This window comes from Marinagarivorans cellulosilyticus, assembly GCF_021655555.1.
GTDB lineage: Bacteria > Pseudomonadota > Gammaproteobacteria > Pseudomonadales > Cellvibrionaceae > Marinagarivorans > Marinagarivorans cellulosilyticus.
Genome location: NZ_AP023086.1, coordinates 4,623,357 through 4,646,385, shown reverse-complemented (window position 1 = coordinate 4,646,385; position 23,029 = coordinate 4,623,357). Strand labels below are relative to the sequence as shown.

General features: G+C 47.3%; 20 protein-coding genes. 12 read left to right on the top strand and 8 right to left on the bottom strand.

Translation table 11 applies throughout. The features are described from left to right. Nucleotides 1-42: 42 nt before the first annotated feature. From pheT to MARGE09_RS18975, 3 genes are read left to right on the top strand one after another with little or no spacing between them, the layout of a single operon-like run. Entirely contained in the window at nt 43-2,433 is a 2,391-nt protein-coding gene (gene pheT / locus MARGE09_RS18985; RefSeq protein ID WP_236984715.1) for a phenylalanine--tRNA ligase subunit beta, read from the top strand. A 46-nt stretch (nt 2,434-2,479) separates the two neighbouring features. Beyond that, nucleotides 2,480-2,791, top strand: coding sequence for an integration host factor subunit alpha (locus tag MARGE09_RS18980; protein ID WP_236984714.1), 312 nt, complete (start codon nt 2,480-2,482; stop codon nt 2,789-2,791). Further along, nucleotides 2,766-3,131 (top strand): MerR family transcriptional regulator, encoded by a 366-nt coding sequence (locus MARGE09_RS18975; RefSeq protein ID WP_236984713.1) that lies wholly within the window; start codon nt 2,766-2,768, stop codon nt 3,129-3,131. The genes MARGE09_RS18980 and MARGE09_RS18975 overlap by 26 nt, the downstream gene beginning before the upstream one ends. Nucleotides 3,132-3,181: 50 nt before the next feature. On the opposite strand, the gene MARGE09_RS18970 is transcribed toward MARGE09_RS18975, so the two are convergent. Further along, nucleotides 3,182-5,386, bottom strand: coding sequence for a glycoside hydrolase family 3 N-terminal domain-containing protein (locus MARGE09_RS18970; protein ID WP_236984712.1), 2,205 nt, complete (start codon nt 5,384-5,386; stop codon nt 3,182-3,184). A 968-nt stretch (nt 5,387-6,354) separates the two neighbouring features. Here MARGE09_RS18970 and MARGE09_RS18965 point away from each other — a divergent pair. Further along, entirely contained in the window at nt 6,355-9,384 is a 3,030-nt protein-coding gene (locus MARGE09_RS18965; protein WP_236984711.1) for a DUF1588 domain-containing protein, read from the top strand. Between the two features lie 17 nt (nt 9,385-9,401). On the opposite strand, the gene MARGE09_RS18960 is transcribed toward MARGE09_RS18965, so the two are convergent. The 6 genes from MARGE09_RS18960 to arsC all read right to left on the bottom strand — a co-directional run bounded on the left by MARGE09_RS18960 (nt 9,402) and on the right by arsC (nt 14,183). Next, nucleotides 9,402-9,653 carry an HP1242/YdcH family protein gene (locus MARGE09_RS18960; RefSeq protein WP_236984710.1) on the bottom strand — a complete coding sequence of 84 codons (252 nt, stop codon included), beginning with the start codon at nt 9,651-9,653 and terminating at the stop codon, nt 9,402-9,404. A 108-nt stretch (nt 9,654-9,761) separates the two neighbouring features. Beyond that, nucleotides 9,762-10,652 carry a DMT family transporter gene (locus MARGE09_RS18955; RefSeq protein ID WP_236984709.1) on the bottom strand — a complete coding sequence of 297 codons (891 nt, stop codon included), beginning with the start codon at nt 10,650-10,652 and terminating at the stop codon, nt 9,762-9,764. Nucleotides 10,653-10,727: 75 nt separating this feature from the next. After that, nucleotides 10,728-12,596, bottom strand: a complete 1,869-nt coding sequence (sppA, locus tag MARGE09_RS18950; RefSeq protein ID WP_236984708.1) for a signal peptide peptidase SppA — start codon at nt 12,594-12,596, stop codon at nt 10,728-10,730. An 82-nt stretch (nt 12,597-12,678) separates the two neighbouring features. After that, a complete protein-coding gene (locus tag MARGE09_RS18945; protein WP_236984707.1) occupies nt 12,679-13,161 on the bottom strand; it encodes a DUF2069 domain-containing protein in 483 nt (160 codons plus the stop codon). Nucleotides 13,162-13,175: 14 nt separating this feature from the next. Next, a complete protein-coding gene (wrbA, locus tag MARGE09_RS18940; protein WP_236984706.1) occupies nt 13,176-13,811 on the bottom strand; it encodes an NAD(P)H:quinone oxidoreductase in 636 nt (211 codons plus the stop codon). Between the two features lie 21 nt (nt 13,812-13,832). Further along, the gene (gene arsC / locus MARGE09_RS18935; RefSeq protein WP_236984705.1) at nt 13,833-14,183 is read right to left on the bottom strand and encodes an arsenate reductase (glutaredoxin); all 351 of its coding nucleotides are present in this window, start codon (nt 14,181-14,183) and stop codon (nt 13,833-13,835) included. Nucleotides 14,184-14,310: 127 nt separating this feature from the next. Between arsC and MARGE09_RS18930 the strand changes: the two genes are divergently transcribed. The 4 genes from MARGE09_RS18930 (at nt 14,311) to MARGE09_RS18915 (ending at nt 18,992) form a co-directional block, all read left to right on the top strand. Next, nucleotides 14,311-15,597 (top strand): YihY family inner membrane protein, encoded by a 1,287-nt coding sequence (locus tag MARGE09_RS18930; RefSeq protein WP_236984704.1) that lies wholly within the window; start codon nt 14,311-14,313, stop codon nt 15,595-15,597. A 115-nt stretch (nt 15,598-15,712) separates the two neighbouring features. Next, nucleotides 15,713-16,078, top strand: a complete 366-nt coding sequence (locus MARGE09_RS18925) for a response regulator (protein ID WP_236984703.1) — start codon at nt 15,713-15,715, stop codon at nt 16,076-16,078. A gap of 313 nt (nt 16,079-16,391) precedes the next feature. After that, nucleotides 16,392-17,588, top strand: coding sequence for an amino acid aminotransferase (locus tag MARGE09_RS18920; RefSeq protein WP_236984702.1), 1,197 nt, complete (start codon nt 16,392-16,394; stop codon nt 17,586-17,588). 174 nt (nt 17,589-17,762) lie between these two features. After that, the gene (locus MARGE09_RS18915; protein ID WP_236984701.1) at nt 17,763-18,992 is read left to right on the top strand and encodes a cyclic di-GMP phosphodiesterase; all 1,230 of its coding nucleotides are present in this window, start codon (nt 17,763-17,765) and stop codon (nt 18,990-18,992) included. Between the two features lie 255 nt (nt 18,993-19,247). Here the strand turns inward: MARGE09_RS18915 and MARGE09_RS18910 are convergent, their stop codons facing one another. Further along, nucleotides 19,248-19,931: an RluA family pseudouridine synthase gene (locus MARGE09_RS18910; protein WP_236984700.1), complete on the bottom strand. Its 684-nt coding sequence runs from the start codon at nt 19,929-19,931 to the stop codon at nt 19,248-19,250. A 131-nt stretch (nt 19,932-20,062) separates the two neighbouring features. Between MARGE09_RS18910 and MARGE09_RS18905 the strand changes: the two genes are divergently transcribed. The 4 genes from MARGE09_RS18905 (at nt 20,063) to greB (ending at nt 22,964) form a co-directional block, all read left to right on the top strand. Beyond that, nucleotides 20,063-21,073: a DNA polymerase III subunit delta' gene (locus MARGE09_RS18905; RefSeq protein ID WP_236984699.1), complete on the top strand. Its 1,011-nt coding sequence runs from the start codon at nt 20,063-20,065 to the stop codon at nt 21,071-21,073. Nucleotides 21,074-21,230: 157 nt separating this feature from the next. Beyond that, nucleotides 21,231-21,581: a PilZ domain-containing protein gene (locus MARGE09_RS18900; protein ID WP_236984698.1), complete on the top strand. Its 351-nt coding sequence runs from the start codon at nt 21,231-21,233 to the stop codon at nt 21,579-21,581. Nucleotides 21,582-21,711: 130 nt separating this feature from the next. Then, complete coding sequence (locus MARGE09_RS18895; RefSeq protein WP_236984697.1) at nt 21,712-22,488, top strand: TatD family hydrolase; 777 nt, start codon at nt 21,712-21,714, stop codon at nt 22,486-22,488. Beyond that, nucleotides 22,485-22,964: a transcription elongation factor GreB gene (greB, locus tag MARGE09_RS18890; RefSeq protein ID WP_236984696.1), complete on the top strand. Its 480-nt coding sequence runs from the start codon at nt 22,485-22,487 to the stop codon at nt 22,962-22,964. Before MARGE09_RS18895 ends, greB begins: the two co-directional genes overlap by 4 nt. Nucleotides 22,965-23,029: the final 65 nt, after the last annotated feature.

Here is a 23,029-nt window from a genome sequence, read left to right as displayed (position 1 = left end):
GTAAAGTCGCCTTTTAAAGAATATTAGAATTGGATAGAAATTATGAAAATCAGTGAATCCTGGTTGCGAGAGTGGGTTAACCCCGAAATAGATACCGCAGCATTGGTGGCGCAGGTCACTATGGCGGGTTTAGAAGTTGATGCTGTAGAGCCAGTAGCCGGAGAGTTTAGCGGTGTAGTCGTAGGCAAAATTGTTGCTGTTGCGCCACACCCCGATGCAGAAAAATTGCGCGTTTGTCAGGTAGAAGGCCATGCCGAGGGTATTAAACAAGTTGTGTGTGGCGCGCCTAATGCCCGCGAAGGTTTAGTTATTCCGTTTGCGACAATTGGCGCTAAATTGCCGGGTGATTTTAAAATCAAAAAAGCCAAGTTACGCGGCGTAGAGTCGTTTGGCATGTTGTGCGGCCAAACGGAGCTTGCCTGTGGTGATGACGATAGCGGCTTATGGGAATTGGCCAGTGATGCTCCTGTTGGTACCGATTTGCGGGATTATTTGCAGCTAAATGATAATATTCTGGAATTAGATTTAACGCCTAATCGCAGCGATTGTTTAAGCTTGCGCGGTATAGCGCGTGAGGTAGCGGTACTAAATAACTGTGCATACAACGCACTAACAATTGCCGAGGTTGCCAGCGAGCATTCAGAAAAGCGCGGTGTTTCTTTAGCGGCAGGCACAGCTTGCCCGCGATATGTTGGCCGTATTATTAAGGGCGTCAATAGCACGGCTCAAAGCCCTTTGTGGTTAGTGGAAAAGCTTCGCCGCGCAGGCATTGCAAGCTTGGGCCCTATTGTTGATGTGACCAATTATGTTTTGCTGGAATTAGGTCAGCCAATGCATGCCTTTGATGCCGCAAAAGTGCAGGGTGGCATTACTGTTCGCTGGGCGAATGAAGGTGAAAGGCTCGAGTTATTAAATGATCAAACGGTAGCGCTTAAAAGCGATGCGTTGGTTATCGCTGATGAAGTGGGCGCTTTAGCTTTTGCGGGCGTAATGGGCGGGAAAGCCTCTGCGGTTAGTGATGCTACTACCGATATATTACTAGAGTCGGCATTTTTTGAGCCCATTGCTATTGCTGGCCGTGCGCGCAACGCCGGTTTGCACACAGATTCTTCCCATCGCTTTGAACGCGGTGTTGATTACAATTTGCAAAATACCGCCATAGAGCGTGCCACGGCATTAATTGTTGAAATTTGCGGCGGCTCAGTGGGTGAGGTTTTTGGCGCGCTCAACGCAGACGATTTGCCCAAGACTGCCTCTATTGCACTGAATAAAAACCGTTTAGAAGCAACATTAGGTTTGCGTTTAGATGATGCGGAAGTGGTGCGAATGTTAACCGGCCTAGGCTTAGAGTTAACCGATGAAACCGATGATGCATGGCACTTTATTGCGCCAAGTTACCGCTTTGATATCGCGATTGATGCCGACCTAGTTGAAGAGCTAGCGCGTTTATATGGCTACGATAAATTACCGACGCGCACCCCAGTATTTGCTAATGAGCTACCCGCCACACCTGAAGACGGCGTATCGCTACGCGCCTTGAGCGCGGCTTTGGTTGCCCGAGGTTACCGTGAAGCGATTACCTATAGCTTTGTAGACCCTAAAGTCCACGAGCAGTTTTCGCAGGGTAAATCTGTTGTTGCGCTAAAAAACCCAATTAGCGCCGATATGGCAGAAATGCGCACCAGCTTGCTGCCAGGCTTAGTGCAAACCTTGCGTTATAACCTTAACCGCCAGCAAACGCGGGTAAGCGTTTTTGAAAGCGGCTTGGTTTTTGAAAAGGGTGAAGGTGAGCAGGCCTACCCACAAGAGCGCCGCATTGCCGGCTTGATGTACGGTGCGCGCGAAGCTTCAGCTTGGTGTCACGGTAAAGAGAAGGTCGATTTCTACGACCTTAAAGGTGATGTAGAAGCACTGCTTGGTGTTACTCGTAATCAAGCAGCTTTTTCGTTTGTGCCTAGCGCGCAGCCAGCACCGTATATGCACCCAGGCCAATGTGCCGAAGTTATGTTGGGTGATGCTCGAGTCGGGGTTGTTGGTGTATTGCATCCTTCTACGGCAAAAGCTTTGGATTGCAACGGCAGTGTCTATGTTTTTGAGCTAACACTAGAAGCCTTGTTAACCGGTAAGGTGCCAGCCTTTCAGGCGTTATCACGCTTTCCTGCGGTAAGCCGAGATTTAGCCTTGGTTGTAGCAGATTCCGTCAGTGCTGCATCGTTAGAAGTGGCAATACAGCACGCTGCTGGCGAGTACTTTAAATCGGTAGCGTTGTTTGATGTGTATGTTGGGCAGGGTGTAGAGGATGGCCACAAAAGCCTAGCTTACAGCCTTACTTTTCAGCATAACGAACGTACGCTAAAAGACGAAGAAATTCAGCAAGCTGTTGATAATGTTGTAAAAACGCTGGCTGCAGATTATGGTGCATGTCTACGTTAATTTTTTTAGTCTTTGGCGCTATCGGTAGTCATCACTAGGAGGCAATATGGGGCACTCGTTAACCAAATTGGAAATGGCAGAAAAACTCCAACAGGACCTCGGCTTTAGCCGTAAAGAGTCAAAGGAGTTAGTGGACTGCTTTTTTGAAGAGATTATCAGTGCCCTAGAAAATGGCGAGCCGGTTAAAATCTCTGGTTTTGGCAATTTCGAACTTCGTGATAAAAGCTCTCGCCCGGGGCGCAACCCTAAAACGGGTGAAGAGTTTGCTATCGAAGCGCGCCGTGTTGTGACCTTTAAAGCGGGGCGAAAGCTTCGCGATAGAATTGATGCCCATGGACGATCATCCCCCGCTGAATGATTTTGAACTACCTACTAAACGTTATTTTACGATTAGTGAGGTTAGTGAATTGTGCCAAGTAAAGGCGCACGTACTGCGTTACTGGGAGCAGGAATTCTCTGTGCTCAACCCGCAAAAGCGGCGAGGCAATCGCCGTTATTACACCTATGAAGATATTATGCTGGTGCGTAAAATTCGCCATCTGCTCTATGACGAGGGTTTTAGTATTGTGGGTGCGCGTAAGCAGCTCACACAGGGCGTAAATGATTCGGCGGTTAAGGGCGATAGCGAGCAAAGTTTGCGTTGGGCGATTGAAGAGCTCGAATCGATTATCGGTGATATTGGCGATAGTGCAGAATAAAGTAGCGGTAAACCCTTGGAATGTTCAAAAGATTTACCGCCATGTGGGTTTTAGTCTTCTACCCAAAATCGCGCTTTTAACAAGTCACTATCTTTTGAAGATGTACCCACCATCACTTCAAACTCGCCAGGTTCTACCACTTTTTCCAGTGCGCGATTTATTAGCGCTAAATCCCAGTAGGCTACTTCTAAAATAACTTCTGTCGATTCGCCGGCAGCTAAAGTTACACGTTTGAATGCTCGCAAGTTTTTAATAGGGGTGACAACCGAGCTGTAAAGGTCGCGAATATAAAGTTGAACAATTTCGCAGCCTTCGCGTGCGCCGGTGTTACTTAATTGCACGGATACACGCAGTGTTTGTTCTGCTATTAATTTAGGGGTAAGTATTTGTAAGTCAGCGTAGTTAAATTGAGTATACGAAAGCCCTTCGCCAAAGCTGAAAACAGGCTCTTTGGGAGCATCGAAATAGCGCTCTACGCCGTCGAGTCGGTCGGATAATACCGAGTGCCAACCTGGGTAGCTGTTGTAATAAACGGGTAGTTGGCCAACGCTGTAAGGAAATGAGATAGTTAATTTCCCCGATGGGTTGAACTCGCCAAATAGCGCTTCGGCAATGGCCGTACCGCCTTTGGCGCCAGGATTAAAGGCGCACAGTATCGCATCGGCGTTGTCTTTTACCCAGCTAATGGCGAGTGGTTTTGATGCGATGTAAACAATAATTAATGGCTTGCCTGTTGCTTTTAATGCTTCGAGCAGAGCTTGTTGTTTTCCGCCTAGATTTAAATCGGAGCGGTCGTGAAACTCCCCTTGTTGTGACAGCGTATCGCCTATGCAGGCAATAAGGACATCGCTTTGCTGCGCTTGAGTGACGGCTTCGCTGATGCTGTCGATATCGTCATCGGCGCAGTGCGCTCCTTGTACGTACGGGGTATCAATGTTATGGCTGCTAAGCAGTGTTTTAATGCCTTGTAAAACCGTGACAGTACTGCTTTTGTGCATTTTGTCGTCTGTTGCACCTGCTTGATAAGATCCAAAGGACCAATCGCCCAGCTGAGCTTTTACGTTGTCGGCATTGGGGCCGACAACTAATATTTTATTAAGCTGCTCGGCATTTAGTGGCAGCGCATTGTTTTTATTTTTAAGTAGAGTAAGGCTTTTGCGGCTAGCTTCGAGGGCATGCTGCCAGTGGGCGGGTTGGCCGACGATTTCTTTTTTCGCACTAAGGTCACAGTAGCGGCGCTCATCAAAAAGGCCTAATTTGAATTTATAGCGCAATATACGTGCAACGGCGTCATCAACCCAATGGCTTTCTAACTGCCCATTTTTAAGTTGCTCTAGTGCGGCATCGTAAAATGCCAGTGTTGTCATAATCATATCGTTGCCTGCTTTGACACCGATATTTGCAGCTTCAGCATAAGAGGCAGCAACAAATTGTTTTTCGTGTAGTGCGCCGACGTTGTCCCAATCTGTCACCACAAAGCCATCCATACCCCATTGCGTTTTGGGAATATCGCGCATTAGCCAAGGGTCGGCAGAGCAGGGCGTGCCATCGATGGATTGATAGCTGGCCATTAGTGTCGCTACGCCGCCTTCTTTGACGGCTTTTTCAAACGGCGGCAGAAAGTGAGTAAGCAGGGTGCGCTGTGAAATGCTGGATTCATAAGCATCGCGCCCGCCTAAAGTTTCGCCGTAACCCACGTAATGCTTCGCGCAGGCCATTACGGTGTCGTCGGCATTTAGGCTGTCGCCTTGGTAGCCTTTAATTATTGCAGTGGCCATTTCGCCAATAAGCCAAGGGTCTTCGCCGAAGGTTTCGTTAATTCGGCCCCAGCGTGTATCGCGACCCACACATAACACCGGTGAAAAAGTCCAGTGAATGCCGCAGCCACGTACTTCGGTAGCTGTTACCCGGCCCATGTTGTACATCACATCGTGATCCCAAGAGCACGACGCAGCAAGTTGGGTAGGAAATACCGTGGCGTTATTTTCGAAGCAGTGACCGTGGACTGCATCTATCGCAAAAATAATGGGAATGCCTAAACGAGTATTCTCCGCGCGACGTTGCAATTCTTGTGTTTTGTCGCCGGCGCAATGGAAGTAACTGCCGACACCCCATTGCTCAATTTTGTCGATATTGCCTTCGACTTTAGAGGGGAGCACCATCATTTGGCCGATTTTTTCTTCAGGCGTCATTTGTGTGAGTAGGTTTTTAACGCGTTCTTCAATGGGGGCGGTCGCATCGCGATAATCAAACATAGGCTTAGTCCGAAGGCAAAGCCGAGATTATAGAAGCAAGTTGGCGGGCATGTTAGTGCTCGGTGAATATTGTGTGTAGATGTAAAATACACATAAAAAGAGCGGTAACTATTCAGCCATGCTCAAATAGGTCGGCAAACTGATTATTTTGTGGGCCGCTCAAGCCATCTACCACTTTGTGCTGCAAAGTCTACCCCCACGCATCCTTGCTGAGGCTGGTCGCTATGCGAACGTTCCAGACGCTTGAATGCCCAGAAAACAATCAATACGCCCTTTGGGGCGACATTATTTCGCACCCACCTGGATAGTTACAAAACGAGTGTTCATATTTAGCGGGCAATAAAAAGCCCCTTTAACTTGCGTTAAAGGGGCTTTAAATTTATCCATCCTCTGGGCTACGGCTCCTGATACTGCTTTCCCTTACATCCTGTTTTTGTTGGCATCCAGCCGCACAATCCTCGTGCTTTATACATCCTAATCCTATTTTTCCTTAGTCCTCACCATCCGTTGAATCATCCTGCTGCCCGCTGCATCATGCATTCCCTAGGCTTTATCCATCCCTATTCCTGAGAGCTCCTGCTCTTTTAATCTGATCAGTGTCCTGTTGATCGTCATTCTGTGTGCGCATTATCCGTGTGTGGCCTACATTCGCAAAGATGTGATTACTCATGTGTTGTGTAGGATATATCCTACAACTCCTTGCCCACTGCGTTGTAACTTCAGTGTAGGGGCTAGTTTATGGGTGGTGTTGATTTTGGTGCCACAGCAGCACCAATGGTGCTATAAATGGACTGGTGGTCAAACTCTTTTAATGTATGCGCCAATGTTGCGATAAAAGGCGCTTTTGACTCTCTCGCCCGCAAGTCTCGTTGTTTCAAGCCTCTTATACTTAAAACAGTAATAAATAGGGAGCACGGATAGAGCGCCCTGCAATAAGCCCTGCGGGGATTGTTTTAGGAGGAGATGTAATGGCTGGCTTATACGGAGCGCACATAAGTAGTCAACGGTGCGCCACGACTGTTTTGTTGTGGCTGCTTAGTTGTTGTTTGTTAGCGTGCAGTGGGGGCGGTGGTGAAGGTGCGGCTTTGCAGCAAGATTCGGCGGCATTGGCGGCACCGGGTAATACGCCTGCTGTTACACCTTCTAGTATTGCTTACTCTGCGCCTGCATCTTCTTCTGGATCTGTAATGTCGAGTGAGCCTGTGGTGCAATCTTCCTTCGCAGAGAATGCGTCGGTCAGTGTTTCGAGTACTGCTGTTATTGCTGTTTCAACTAGCAGCGGTTCTGTGTCGTCAAGTAATGGCGCCGATGTTCAATCTCCACCGGTGGCCACCTGGCCGCAAGCGTGGCAGTTTTTTGATCAAACATTGGTGTCGTCGTTAGTGAATACAGATTGCTCTATTTGCCATGTTGCGCAAGGCATGGCAGGTGCAACGCCTTTACAGTTTGCCGTAAATAATAACTATCAAAATGCACAAATATTAGAGCGTTATGTTCTGGAGGCAGACAATGCCAATCGCCTATTGCGAAAAATTACGGGGTTTGATGGGCATGGTGGCGGCGCTATTGTTAATCGGCAGCAGCAAGCCTACAAGGATGTAGAAGCGTGGCTTGCATTAATACTGCCAGAGACCCAGCAGGTAACTAAACCTGCATTTACAGCAATTCAAATAGAGCCAAGGCAAAAAACTTTACGGCGCGCGGCGTTAATTTTAACGGGCCGCTTGCCTACGCGCGATGAAAATGATCGCGTGATACGCAGTGATGCCGAGTTGGCAAAAGTATTAAAAGAATTGATGCAAACGGAAGGCTTTGAGCAATTTTTAATACGTGGTGCGAATGATCAGTTTTTAACAGATAGCTTTTTAAATGGCCAATTTTTTGAGTTGAGTAATGGTTTTGCGCCTTATTACCCGGTAGGTTCAAATAGGCGTTATTTCGCTTATGAAAGCGGGGATGTTTGGCCGTTCGAGCGCTGGAATCACGATATTTATCATGGCATGGTGCGCGGGCCTTTGGCTTTAATTGCCCATACGGTGATGAACGATAGGCCCTACACCGATATTGTAACTGCCGATTACACGATGGGTAATCAAAGCATGGCTGACTACATGCGCCAAGATGCCATTTTTGAATATGGAGATAAGTTTGATCTGCAGCCTATAAAAAACAATGGCCAGATATTAATGCAATCTGGGCATGAGCAATACCTTGACCCTTCTATTGGCTTACGCATTGATCAGCATGGCGAGTGGGTGGAGTATCCTCACGCGGGTATTTTAAATGAGCCCGCCTTTTTGGCGCGTTACCCCAGTAGTGATACCAACAGAAACCGCTTGCGTGCCAAGATGGTTTATCGCTTATTTTTAGGGGTCGAGGTAGAGGATATTGCCGCCAGAACTATAGCCGGTGATGCCCTTGTCGATACGCAAAACCCTACATTAAATAATGATGCATGTGCGGTATGCCACGAAACATTAGACCCTGTAGCCGGTGCTTTTCAAAATTTTGGTGTTGATGGCTGGTATCGATCTAGCTGGGAGGGAATGGATTCGTTACCCAGTAGCTATAAACACGAAGCCAATAGCCCTTATGTAGAAGGCGACCTCTGGTATCGAGATATGCGCAGCCCTGGCTTTGAAGGAAAGGCTATTGGCGATAGTGCCCGGTCTTTAGCTGAACTTGGGCGCTATATTGCACAAGATGATCGCTTTGCTGAGGCCGCTGTTAAATTTTGGTGGCCGGCTATTATGAGCGATGCGTTATTAACTTCAGCTGCAGGCGAAACACCGTTATATCAGCAACAGCAGCAGTTTATTCGCGCTTTAGCGCAGCAATTTCGTGAGGGTTTTAATGGCCAAGCACCGTATAACTTAAAAGATTTAATCGTTGCAATGGTTATGAGTGATTGGTTTCGCGCAGAGCAAATAGCATTTGATGATAGCGCCTCAGAACCTGTCAATAGCCAGGGCACGCTTGCGTTATCGGGTGTGCGTTTATTAACGCCAGAAGAACTTGAAAATAAAGTGAAAGCGCTTGTTGGTTTTGCTTGGGGCGAGCGAGAGGACTTTTGGGCGAATAACGGTTTTTGGAGTTACATGGATGATCAGTTCCGTATTTATTATGGTGGTATTGATAGTTTAGGCGTAACTGAGCGCGCCAAAGTGCAAAATAGTTTAATGGCCAATGTGGCCGAAAGCCAAGCTGTTAATTTAGCGTGTGCTGCCGTGTTATTGGATGTTAACCGCGATACTGTAAGCCAGCGGTTATTGCGTAATCAGGCGCGCTATGTATCGCCATTTTCGCACAATTGGCAATGGCTTGAATTGGCACAACCGCAAAGCGTTACCCTTAGTTTAACGCTTCTGCCAGGGCAAAATAGATTGCGTATTAGCCATTTAAATGCCGAGCGAATCGGCCCTGTAGTGTTCGATCAATTGCAGGTGGTAGCTACGGATGGCACGCTTTTATTCAGTGCGGTACACGCTAGCGATAATATTGTTTTGAGCCATGAGGCACAAAAAGTTACCGGCTTGCAGGCTGGAAGTATGATTGTATTGGAAAAAGGTTATGCCGATATTACCTTTGAGGGGCAAGGCTATACCGAAGTGCAATTGCGAGCAGATGTTCTAACGCCCATTGAATGGGTGGAGCCTGCGCAAGTGAGTGTGGATGTGCTTGATTTAGCTGGGCGAGGGGGGCAAGTGCTTCGCCAGCAGATGGTCGAGCTTTTTACCTTAACTCAAGGGAGTGATTACGCGGTTGATAGCCCCGAAATTACAGAGGCCATGGATACTTTTATTGCGGTATGGCAAACGCTAGAAATGCAGGCAACCCCCATGACGTTGGCGCAGCACGCTAATAACTACTGCGAATTAGGTGCCCAAGGTTTGCCCAAAATCCGTGATTTAAATACTAGCGACCCCCAGCGTTTATTGTCTGCGTGGTCGCATATGATGGTGTATTTTTTCACTGACTTTTATTTTTTACATGAATAAAAATGGCGCCACAATAACTAGGCAGTGGTGGCTTCATGTTTTTTTAGCATGGCAAATAGAGCATCTTTACTGTGCAGGCGTTGTTTTTTTAAATACTCTAAATATTCATCTGTTGTGTTTTCGATACCTTGCTCAATGCGGTGAATTTCTTTGTCGGTATTGTGGTATTGCTCAAAAATTTTGGCAAAGTGATGATTGCTCATTTTGAGTGTATGGATGGCTTCTTTAAACTCCGGTAGCTCGTTGGCTAAACTATGGTTTTCTATCATTACTCTGTCACTCGTCTTAGGGGTTGTGTTTTAATGGCTTAAAGTGAGCACAAAAAACATTAGATGAGTAAATACTAGAGTAACCGACCTAAACACACTTGATGTGCATCAAGTGTGTTTAGGTTTTGCGTTAATTGCTTCGTAAAGTGCAACACACAAGATAATACTGCCGCCAATAAGGGTTTCTAGGGTGGGTACTTCTGCGATAATTAACCAGCTTAGGCCTATTGCAATTGGCGGTTGTAGGCAGCTAATAAGGCTGACAGACTTTGCGTTAATCACGCGTAGCGCTATGGCAAAAAGTGTATGTCCAAAAGCTGTACTTACAACGCCGAGCAGTAATAAAGTAATCCAAGTTGTATTGCTTGCTTGGCTTAGTGCGCCGAAGTCACATAGTAATGTGGTAAAAAGTGCGACCAATAACAACTGGTAAGTCATAATACTTTGGCCTGATTCATTGGCAAGCCAGCGACCTTGCAGCACATTGCGCGTCGACCAGGCAGCAGCCGATAGCAAGCCAAAACCAACCCCTATCAATACTTGGCTGTCTAGGTTAAACGATGGAACCATAATAGCGACTCCAACCAAAACAATTAGTCCAGAAATAACATCTTTAATCGCTGGGCGTTGTTTGTTGAGCAGCGATTCCAGTAATACGGTCATAATGGGGAAGCTGTAGTGTGCCAAAATACCTATCGCAACAGTCGATGTCTGCATGGCGTGGAAAAAACTACTCCAGTGAACAGACATGAGTGCACCAATGGCGACTATCTTTAGGTAGCTACTTTTATTGTGTAGGCGAAAAAGGCTTTGGGTGTTTTGAAGTTGCAAGATGATGCACATGGCGATAAACGCAATAACGCAGCGCGTAAACGTAATGGTTATTGCATCTAAGGGGATAACTTTTGAAAAGACACCGTTAATGGCAATGATGACTGATGCGCTATAAAGGGCTAGCATGCCGCGTTGGTGGCTTAGCGACAAAGGTGGGTTATTCATTATATGCCGTTGTTGTAGTTTAACGGGTCACCACAAGGCGACCTGTTAAAAATGCGGAAGGGGATGCATTGTGCCTTACGGTTGCGATAAGCACTCTGCACATAATGCATATATTTTTGGTTGCGAGACGTTTTTGCTTTGGTCTGCAAGCAGCTGAGTTAGCGGATCTTGGTTTAATTGCCTAGCCATATTGTTAAACAATGTATTAACCACGTTATTGGTATTCGAGGCGGGGAAAGTAGCTTGAGTATTTAGGCTAATATTTTTAAGTAGCTCCTCGAAGGGGGTAAGGTCGCGTTCAACGAGTGTAATCACTGGGCGGCTAATATTGGCATGTTGTGCCACAGCGGCGATGGCATCTTCTAGCGAGCCTAAATGGTCAACTAAGTTATGTTCTAGTGCTTGCTCGCCTAGCCAAACTCGCCCTTCGGCAACTTTGCGTATGTCATCTACTGAGCTATTGCGCGCATCGGCAACAATGCCCAAAAACTTACTGTAAACCGATTCTACCCCCATTTGAAATACAGTTTTGGCTTGCTCGCTCATTGGGCGGTCTAGGTGAAATAGGCCGGCTAATTCGCTAGTCGCTACGCCGTCGGATGTAACTCCTATTTTATCGATGGTGCTTTCGAAGGTTGGCACAATACTGAATACGCCGATTGATCCGGTCAATGTGGTGGGGGTTGACCAAATTTGGTCGGCCCCTGCAGATAACCAATATCCTCCAGAGGCGGCCATGCTGCCCATAGAAATAAACACCGGCTTGCCTGCTGCGCGGGTTTCGGTAATTTCTTGCCGAATTAGCTCCGAGGCAAATGCACTGCCGCCGCCGCTATCCACGCGAAGCACAAGTGCTTGTAAGTTTTTATCATTGCGTGCCTTGCGAATGAGTTGGGATAAGGTATCACCACCGATGCTACCTTCTGGTTGTTCGCCATCCATAATATTGCCGGCGGCCACAATTAAGCCGATGTTGCCTTGCTGCTGAAATTTCTCAAGCGCGATCTCGTGTTGGTAGCTAAGGGGGTTTATGTAATTAAACATATTGCTATCGTCTTTACTTTGGCCAAACTGCTCGATTAAGTAGTTAATTAATGCTTGCTTTGAACCTATCTCGTCAACCAGTTTGTAGTCCTGCGCTAATTTAGCGCTATTGCCATCGGCGTCGCTTAGTAGTTGCGGTAGCTTTTTAATGTAGTTGTCGAGTTGGCCGCTGGCTAAATCACGGCGCTGCTCTACGTCGTTGCTATAGGTTTGCCATAGTGATGTTATCCAAGCTTCGTTGTGTGCACGCGAGGGCTCAGACATATCTGTGCGAATGTACGGCTCGACAAAGTCTTTAAATGTTCCCGATTTAAAAACGTGTACATTAATGCCGAGTTTATCGATTAAGCCTTTAAAATAGTTGCGGTATAAGCCAAAGCCGGTAATAGCAACGCCGCCCATGTCGTGGATAAAAATAGTGTCGGCATAGCTGGCTAAATAATATTGTTGCTGATCCAGAAAATTACCGTAAGCGATTACAGGTTTTTGGCTTTGCTTGAAGGCGGTGATGGCTTGGCCTAGCTCTTGAATTTTGCTGATGCCACCGCCGTTTAAATCATTTAATTTAATAATAAGTCCAGTGACGCGATTGTCAGTGGTGGCTCGCTGGATGCTTTCAATTAAACTGCGCAAATGGGTTTCAGGTGGCGTATCGCCAGTAAGGGCAGCCAGCGGAGGCTCGTAACTGAGTTGATCCACCAATATGCCCGATGGTGCAATAAATAAGGGGCCAGGTTGTTCTATCGGTTTGGGCGCCGATTCCATAACGGTAGAAAACACAATAAATAGCACAACTAAGAAAATGACGTTGAGCATAGCAATGCGCAGCCAACTAACGGCACCCCATAAGAAGCGCCATATGCGTACGAAAATGTTTTTACTTGGAGTTGAGTTACTCATGAGTGTCCTTAATTAAAAATATGTTACAAGGCGCCACTACCTGCGGCGTTATTGAATGGCTGCCCGGCTTGGGCGCCGATGTTTATTGTGGTGTTGATATTTCTGTAATGTCATCACTGTTACCAGTTGTGTTTTGGCGCAATAAATACAGTTCTTTTTCTTTGAGTAATAGCCAGCGCGCCGCCATAGTGCTGGTGATAAAAAGCGATGTACTAAATATGAGTAAACACCAATCGAATAGGGTTGGCGTAAAGCCCATTACACCTTCTACGCCTTTTATAAAGTATAAAAAGAGCACAAAGCCTAGCCACGAATAAGTGCGCCGCTTGCGAATGCGTAAACCAAACCAAAACATCAATAGCGGTAAGCACTGTACAGACCACTGGAATAGGCTAATACCTTCGGGCCTAAACCATTGGTGCAAGCTAAACAGTGCTAATAAAGCGCAATAGAAAAACAATGTTGCCCAGTGGGCATATAATGCGCGGCGTTCGAATACTGTAATCCGCTGCTGCGCGGTATTTGCGTCGGTTAATGGTGGTGTTGAAAGAGGGGGTGTGGACACGGAGTCATCCTAAATTAATCGGTATGGGGTAGCGGTGCAGCAAGCTTGCTGGCAAGCATTGCAATACGTTTGCCCAGAGCAAAACAAGCGGCTTGCTCTTCGGGGGTCAGTTGCACACTCGTGTTTGTGCTGTTGGCGCTATGGCTGTGGTGGCTGGCACCGTATGGCCCGCCACCAGAATGTGTTGTGTGGATGCACGGTTCACTATAAGGAATACCAGCAATCACCATGCCGTGGTGCAGAAGGGGTAAGTACATACTCAGTAGTGTAGATTCTTGGCCACCGTGCAAACTGCTCGATGAAGTAAAGACGCCTGCGGGTTTGTTTATCAGGCAGCCATTTAGCCATTGTGTGGCAGTGGTGTCCCAAAAGTATTTTAAGGGGGCAGCCATATTGCCAAAGCGAGTAGGGCTTCCCATGATAAGCCCTGCGCAACTGCTGAGGTCTTCGTGGCTGCAATAAGGCGCGCCAGTACTTGGAACGGCATTTTCGGGTTGCTCAATAACAGGCTGCACACGCGGTACTGTGCGTATTACGGCTTCGGTATGGGCAACACTATTGACGCCGCGCGCAACATGTTTTGCTAAAGCTGCGGTAGCTCCTTGGCTACTGTAATACAGTACCAATACTTTGGTGGCTGTCGTTGTCATTATGCTCTCTGCTTTCGCCGACTACAGTAAACTGAGTATGTTTTCAGGGGGGCGACCTAAAACTGCACGATTGCCGTGTATAACGATGGGGCGTTCGATAAGTTTTGGGTTCTCTATCATTGCTGTAAGTAAAGCGTCGTCGTCTAATTGTGTGTCGCTAAGGTTCAATGCTTTGTATTGTGCTTCTTTGGTGCGTAATAAATCTCGAGTATTAATGCCGAGTTTTTTGATAATGGTTTTGAGCTCGAAGGCTGTGAGCGGCTCATTCAAATACAGAATAACAGTGGGCGCGATGCCATTTTCTTCAAGTAAGGCCAGAGTTTGGCGGGACTTTGAGCATCGAGGGTTGTGATAAATCGTATAATCGGCCATAACTACAAAATGTGGGTCAATGAGAATGAGTTGGCTATTTTAGCGCATATTAGTGCGCCATATGCGTTGAATCCGTGATTGCTGAGGGTTTAGTCATGCGGTGGCTTTGCATTATTAGGAGTAAAGGGTGTTGAAACTACAGTTGAAACTACAAAAGCAACATTGGCAAAACTTGGGTATGGGCGGCAAGATTTTCGCTCTAAGTTTAGTGCGCGACTTTCAGGCAGCGGGATGCCAAAAAAGCGCAGCAGCTTTAACGTACATGACGCTGTTTGCGTTAGTGCCGTTATTAATGGTGTTTTATTCGGTATTTAGCTTGGTTCCGGCCTTTGAGGGGGTCTCCGAACAGCTGCAAAATGCTTTGTTTGCCAACTTGTTGCCCGAATCGAATCAGTCGGTGAAAACATATCTACAGAGCTTTTCGTCACAAGCGCGCAACTTAACCCTGCCTGGGGTAGGCATGTTATTTGTGACGGCTTTTTTAATGCTAACCAATATCGAAAAGAACTTTAATACGATTTGGGGGGTTACCCAAGCAAGGCGTGGCTTGCTGAAGTATTTAAGGTACTGGGCTGTGTTGAGTATAGGGCCTATTTTACTTGGTATGACAATGGCGATGAGCACATATGTTTTGTCACTTAAGTTAGTGTTTGATGCTTATGACCCTTTTGGGCTTGTGCCGCTGCTATTCAAATTCTTACCTATTTTGATTATGACATTCGTATTTACGCTGTTATTCGCTGCAGTACCCAATTGCCGCGTACCGATGAAATATGCCTTGATCGGTGGTTTGGTGACGGCAATGTGCTTTGAGTTTGTGAAAGGCATGTTTGGTCGTTTTGTGGCTAATACAAGCTTTGAATTAATTTATGGTGCTTTTGCCGTTGTGCCGTTATTTCTTATTTGGATTAACTTGCTGTGGACGATTGTGTTGTCCGGTGCGATTTTGGTACGTACGCTCGCTGAGCGCAATTATGTACATCTTCGCGGCCGTAAAACGGACCTTGTGCAGGCCGTTGAGTGCCTGGCGCTGTTCTATAAGCATCACCAAAAGGGGGTAGTGGTAACCGATAAGCACTGTTATCGCCTAGGTATTGGCGTTGTGCATTGGCAAACGCTAAGACATGCCCTGATATCGGCAAACTGGATTCTAGAAACCAATAATGGTGATTACGCCTTGTGTCGTAGTTTTAGCGAGCTAACACTGTGGGATTTAGTGGTGTTGCTGGATATTAAAGTGGCTGACTTAGCTAAACCATTGCCTACTGAGCCAGTCGGGCAGTGGGGTAAAGAGTTTAGCGCTTTGCGCCAGCGTGTGGCGGAGTCTGCGCAAGCGCAGTTGGGTATTACGATGCAGGCACTGCTTGAGTTCTCGACAAAAGATAACACCGATAAAGCTGTAAGTAGGGCCTAATTCGGTGGCTAAGAGCCTGTGTTTTTACAATCTCCGAATTAATGCTTACTTGAAGGGTTGGAATTTCCAATGTGCCGCCTATACTCAAAGTGTTAATTGATAAAGGTTAGCCCGTATGGCAATCCCGCTACTAATTTGTGATGACTCTAATATGGCCCGAAAGCAGGTGGCTAAATCGCTGCCAAGTGGTTGGGATGTGGATATCACGTTTGCAAAAAATGGTGTGGAGGGGGTGCAGGCCATACGCGAAGGCAAGGGTGAGATGGTATTTTTGGATCTCACAATGCCGGAGATGGACGGTTTTGGTGTGCTCGAAACCATTCGCGCCGAGGACCTTAACGCAGTGGTTATTGTAATCTCTGGTGACATCCAGCCCCAGGCCAAAGAGCGAGTGATGAGCCTAGGCGCTTTAGATTTTATCCATAAGCCAATAAACGCCGATAAATTGAGCGATACGCTTGAACGATTTGGCTTGCTATAAAGTGCACCAGTTGTCGCGCACTGTGTGGCGTACAAGCCAATAAGCCCATTGGCGTTACCGATTTTTTCTTGTTCGTATAATCGCCTTGTATTTGCCTGCCAAGGCGGGTGATAATTACCTGCTTTATTAATATTCAGCCGTTGTAAATGGTTGAAATTACTCATTTTTTTGTAAATATTCACGGGCCATTTTTGGCTGAGCATTTTGTGATCCTACTCCTCAAGTGGGGCGAAGCTCAGAGATATTAGCGCTGCTTTAATAGAAGTGAGCGTGTTTGCCGTAGAGTATTAGCTTTTTTGTAACGAGTGACCTCATGTTCGACTCTTTGCAGGCCCTGCCTGCGGATCCTATTCTTGGGCTAATGCAGCTCTACCGTAACGATGCCCACCCTCAAAAGGTTGATTTGGGGGTAGGTGTTTATAAAAATGACGCTGGCCAAACGCCAGTAATGGCGGCGGTAAAGGCTGCCGAAGTGCAATTGCTGGCGCAGCAAAATAGTAAAACCTATGTTGGCCCGGCAGGTAATGAGGCTTTTGTGGCCTTGATGAAACAGCTGACATTTGGTGAGTGCTTATCTTCGGTGGATGATCGTTTAGCCGCAGTGCAAACGCCTGGCGGATGTGGCGCTTTAAAAGTTGCGGCAGAGCTTATTAAAACGGCATCGCCTACTGCGGCCATCTGGGTGAGTAGCCCAACATGGGGGAATCATATTCCTTTATTGGGGAATGCTGGCTTACAGCTGAGGGAATACCCCTATTTAAGCCAGTGCCAAACGCAGCTCGATTGGCCAGCGATGCAGGCGGCGATGGATCAGGTAAAGGCTGGTGATGTTGTGTTGCTGCACGGTAGTTGCCATAACCCAACCGGAGTGGATTTAACACTCGCACAATGGCAGTGGCTAGCCGATAAGGCGCTGGAGAAGGGCTTTATCCCTTTTGTCGACATGGCTTATCAAGGCTTTGGTGATGGCATTGAAGAGGATGCTGCAGGTTTGCGCTATATGGCTAGTGTATTGCCAGAGCTGCTCTTGGCTGTATCGTGCTCCAAAAATTTTGGTTTATACCGCGAGCGCGTTGGCATGGTTGTGGCCATGTGTCCAAGTGGCGGTGCATCGGTAGCGGCAACAACGCATATGCTGAGTATTGTGCGAGGTATTTACTCGATGCCTCCGGATCATGGCGCAGCAATTGTTGCGCACTTGTTAGCAAATGGTGCATTAGCCAACGAGTGGCGTGCGGAGCTTGATTCCATGCGGTTGCGCATCCAGCAACTGCGCTGTCAATTTGCCGATACGATGGCGGCTTTAGGTTATCCAGAGTTTCAATTTGTGGCAAACCAAAAAGGCATGTTTTCCTATTTGGGAATATCGCAACCACAGGTGACATGGTTGGCAGAGCAGAAAAGTATTTATCTTTTGAGTAGTTCTAGGGCTAGTATTGCCGGTTTGAGTCGCGATAACCTCGATTATGTTTGTCATTCACTAGCACAATCTATTACTGTAGCCGGCTGAGTTTTGTTCAAAGTGTGAGTTAGGAGTGGTGAGGAGGTCTCACTTTTTGCTGGTGTTAGCATCGTTGAGTGCTTGCTTTGGTCTCCAGATCCACTAAAGTGGAGTTATACATGGAAGTTGTTGAAAGAAATGCATTGCTAATATATGCATCAATACGTTCGCCCAAGGTGCTGAATGTCTGATACCACAGTTAAAGTACATGTTTCTGAGCTACGCGTTGGCATGTACATTTCTAGGCTTGATCGTGAATGGCTTGATACGCCGTTTTTGATGCAGGGCTTTTACATCGAGTCTGTCGATGATGTGAATACTGTGTGCCAGTACTGTGAAAACGTATGGGTGGATGTTACTCGCAAAGCAAAAGCCAGTGATAGCAGCTCTAATGCGCCAACGGCCTTTGCTAATGGTAATGCTAAATATCCCCATCAAGCCGATGTGTACCAAGAGCATCGCCGCAGTACTGGCTTCTTTGGTCAAGCTCGTACGCTGACTAAATCTTTACTCGACGATATTCAGCTTGGCGGCGCAATTAATACCGACGCCGCTAAGGCAACGGTGAATGAATGCGTGCAATCGGTTATTCGCCACCCTGACGCATTAATGTGGATGACGCGCCTGCGCAATGAGAGCGAATATACGGCAGAGCATTGTTTAAATGTGTGCATTCTCGCTGTGGCATTTGGTCGTCATCTAGGGCTCACCGAAGAAGAGCTGCAGCAAATAGGTTTGTGTGGTTTATTGCACGATGTCGGCAAAATGCGTGTGCCGCCCCAGGTGCTTAACAAGCCTGAGCGCCTCACCCCTAAAGAAATGCGCATGATGATGGCGCATACCATCCATGGTCGCAATTTATTGTTGAGTGCTGGTAATATCTATACGGGCGCTATTGATGTTGCCTATAGCCACCACGAGCGCGTTGATGGCACCGGGTACCCGCGAAAGCTTCCGGGCGAGGGTATTTCGCTTTTCTCGAAAATAATCGCAATTGTCGATGCCTACGATGCGATGACAGCCGATCGTTGTTATCAGCGAGCCAGAACCTCAACCGATGCCCTAAAAGTTATTTACCAAGAGCGCGGCAAGCAATTTGACGAGAAATTAGCCTTAGCTTTTCTTGAAACCGTGGGCCTATACCCGCCGGGTAGTATTGTGGAGCTTGTCTCTGGCCAAATTGGCATAGTCATAGAAGCAAGCCAAAAATATCGTCATTTGCCCTGCGTATCGGTTATTTTAAATGCTAGCCATAAGCATTTGGAAAAACCTGAAATGCATAACCTCTCCCTAATTGAAACCGAAGAATTGAGTAAAGATTACTTAATTCGCCGTGTTCACCCCGACGGTTCCTTTGGAATATCACTGCGCGATTTTCAAGAGCAAGGTCTTTTAAAATATACGGGCAGTTAGTCTCACTTCTTTTGCTGCTACTTTGTATTTTGTAATTATTCAGCCATAAAAAAACATTGCTCACTCGGAGGGCTGATTGATTGTTTTCTAAGCATTCGCGCGCCGGGCCTTACAGGGATTGTAAGGGGGAGAAAGCGCAGGAGCACGCTTTCCAGAGCGAGTGCATAGCGGCCATGGATGGCTTGAGTGGCCTAGAGAATGATCAATCTAGTGCTCAATTTCGTAGGTGGCTGAATAGTTACTGTATTTTTTGCGTTAAGTCAGTTTTTGTATAAAGCTCTCGAAGTCGGATGCATGGCTGACGTGCATGGGCTCTGCCGTTATTGGGTGGTCAAAGACAATTTTGGTTGCGTGCAGCAATAGTCGGGGTGCGCGCAGGTGCGAGCCTTCTATATTGTAGAGGTTGTCCCCGAGTATTGGGTGGCCAAGCTCTAAACAGTGGACGCGCAGTTGATGAGAGCGGCCAGTAATTGGCGATAGCTCGACAAGTGATGCGTTGACTTGCTCAAAGTAAGTTTTAACGGCGTACAGGGTTGTTGCTGGTTTGCCCTCGTCAAAGCACACTTTTTGTTTTGGCCGGTTTGGCCAGTCGCAAATAAGTGGAAGCTCCACTTGGCCTTCATCCTTTATGGGCTTGCCGTGAATAATGGCGTGGTAAGTTTTATGGACTTTGCGCTGTTCAAATAAGTGCCCCATAGCCTTTTGGCTAGCATGGCTTTTCGCAAAAATCATAATGCCAGATGTCGCCATATCCAGCCTGTGTACAACGCGCGCATTGGCATTGTAGCTTAGCGCTTGTGCGTGAAGACAGTTGGGCTCTGTTCTTCCGGGTACGCTTAATAGGCCTTCTGGTTTGTTGAGTATTAGCAGGTGTTCGTCTTCAAAAATAATATCTAATGCAGGCATAGGGTTGATGGTCTTTTGAATATAGAGGAGCATTCTAGCGTAGGCCGTGTAATAAACCTTGCGCTTGGCATTATCGCAAGAAAGCAGCGGCGCTGGTATGCTGCCCCTTATTATTGATTGCGGCACTGTTGCGGCATTTTAGGCGCTGTTAAGGTTGAGTTTTTATGAGTTCCCCATCTGCTGTGGTTTTTGCCCAGCCGCCATACCCTTGGTTTTATGATTATTGGCAGCAATTTGTTGCGCAGGTGAATAGCCAACGCTTACCGCATGCGGTATTGCTAAAAAGTATTGATGGTATGGGAACGCGAGCTTTGGCGATGGCTATGGCCCAGTTTTTATTGTGCCGCGCGCCAGCAGAGGCGCAATCGTGCGGGCGCTGCCGTGGCTGTGAACTAGTGGCCGCAGGTTCGCACCCAGACTTTGCCTTTTTAGAACCCGAAGAGGGCAGCCATGTTATTAAAATAGCCCAAGTGCGTGAGCTTTCACGAGTTGTTGCGAATACTGCGCAGCAAGGTGGCCGAAAAGTTATTTTGGTTGCACCGGCCGAAGTCATGAATGTTGAGGCGGCTAACGCGATTTTAAAAAACCTCGAGGAGCCTTCTGGCGATACGGTATTTTTATTGGTTGGTTATCAGGCCGCGCGCATATTACCCACCATTCGCTCGCGTACATCGCAAGTGGCGTTAGCTACACCAAGTTGGAGCGATGCCTTAAGTTGGCTTTCGCGCAACCAAGTAAACCAGCCAGAGGTTATTTTAAAAGCGGCTGGCGGGGCCCCAGTGAAAGCGTTGGAATGGCTTGATGGCAATCAGCTGGATATTCACAACGATATTGCCCAAGCGTTAGCCAAAGGGCTGAATGGCAGCTTATCGCCTATCGATGCGAGTAAAAAGCTGGCCGCGTTTGATCTGCCTGTTGTGTTTGGGGTGGTGTTACAGTGGCTGCAGCGTGCTATTAGGGTAAGTTGCGCTAATGTGCACGATGATTTAGAGGTTGTGGGAATCTTGGCCCAGTTGCTGCCAGTGCATCTATACTCATTACTGGACACGGTGCAAGGGCGAATGGGGCAGTTAAACGCAGGCAGTAACCCTAACAAAGTTTTAGCGTGTGAAGAGCTAATGTTAATTTTGCTAGGTTTTAAAGCCGAGCAGCAGCGCTTGGCGCGCCAAGCCTAGACACTGGCGCCTTAAGCGATTATTGTTCGCAGCAAAATAGGTAAAGGCTTCGTTTGGCGAAGGCTTTACTCGCTGGAATTAACTAAGCCAAACTTCACTACGCAGCAATGCTACCGAATACAGATGTGAAGCGAAATAATAAAAAAGAGGCAAAATTATGCAGGGTATTGGCGGCGCTCGTAACGGCATACTGTCGTTAACCATTCGCGATAAGGCAGTGCTTTACGCGGCTTACATGCCGTTTATTAAGCACGGCGGTTTGTTCATACCGACTAACAAATCCTACAGCTTAGGCGACGAGGTTTTCATGTTGCTTAACCTAATGGACGAGCCCGAGAAAATTCCGGTTGCTGGTAAGGTTATTTGGATCACCCCTAAAGGCGCGCAAGGTAACCGTGCTGCCGGCATTGGTGTTCAGTTCGATGGCGACGATGATACCGCAAACCGCAAAATAGAAACTTACCTAGCGGGCACTTTAGAATCTGATCGCCCCACGCATACGATGTAACAATACATAATCTCGTTTAGAATATATTCCTTTAGTGGCTGTGGTCTTGTTGCTGCAGTTGCTACGTTTCGAAAGGCCGCTTGCGGCCTTTTTTATGTTTTTAGATTCCATTACCAACTTGAGGTGCTCCATGCTTACCGATTCACACTGCCATTTAGACCGGCTAGATCTTTCTAAAAGCGACAAAAGTGTTGAGGTGGCATTGGACCAAGCGCAAGCTCGGGGGGTGAGTCGTTTTTTGTGTGTGTGTATTAGCGACGAAAACCGCAAGGCCGTGCTGGATATTGCCGCTAAACGCGATAATGTTTTTGCCTCGGTAGGTATTCACCCGTGTGATGTGGGTGAGCAAGTGGTTAGCGACGCCACTTTAACCGAGTGGTCTTCAGCACCTAAGGTAGTGGCGCTGGGGGAGTCGGGCTTAGATTATTTCCACAGTACTGATTTTGTGGCTCAGCAAAAGCAGAGTTTTGCCAATCATTTAATCGCGGGCAAAGCGCAAAAATTACCTGTTATTGTGCATACCCGCAACGCTAAAGAAGATACGCTTGCGCTAATTGAAGAGCATGGCTGCCGTGAGGCATCGGGTGTTATGCATTGTTTTACTGAAGATTGGGACATGGCCAAGCGAGCGATGGATCTTAATTTTTATATCTCAATATCGGGTATTGTTACCTTTAAAAATGCCGAAAGCCTACGCGATGTTGTACGCAAAACACCGTTAAATTATTTGTTAGTCGAGACAGACTCGCCCTATTTAGCGCCTATCCCTTATCGCGGAAAGCCCAATATGCCTGCGTATGTGCGTGAAGTGGCTGAATATGTTGCCGATTTAAAGGGGGTTAGTTACGACGCCCTCGCGGAAGTGACAACCGCGAATTTTTTACGTTTATTTAATCGCGCGCAATGAGCCGCTCTGCTTATATTACCCGTGCCGGTTATGAAGCGTTAAATGCCGAGCTTAAGCAGCTATGGAAGGTGGAGCGCCCCGCGGTTACTCAACAAGTGCACGATGCGGCTGCATTAGGAGACCGCAGTGAAAATGCGGATTACATTTATGGCAAAAGGCGCTTGCGCGAAATTGATCGGCGAGTGCGCTATTTAGCGAAACGCTTAGATGTAATTACCGTAGTGGATTACTCCCCCCGGCAAGAAGGTAAGGTATATTTTGGTGCCTATGTTGCGCTGGAAAACGAACGGGGCGAAGTCGCACATTACCGTATCGTCGGCAGTGACGAAATTGATGCGCACTCTATTTGTATCTCTGTTGACTCACCAATGGCCAAAGCGCTTATCGGCAAAGCGGTAGATGACGAGATAAGCGTGCGTACACCCACGGGTCTAGCTGAGTGGTGGATTACGGCGATTCAGTATCAGCCGTTCTAGCGTAGGTGCGCCGCGAAAGATTGTGTAGGGTGCACGCAGAGGCTATAAACCTGCCTGTACACCTA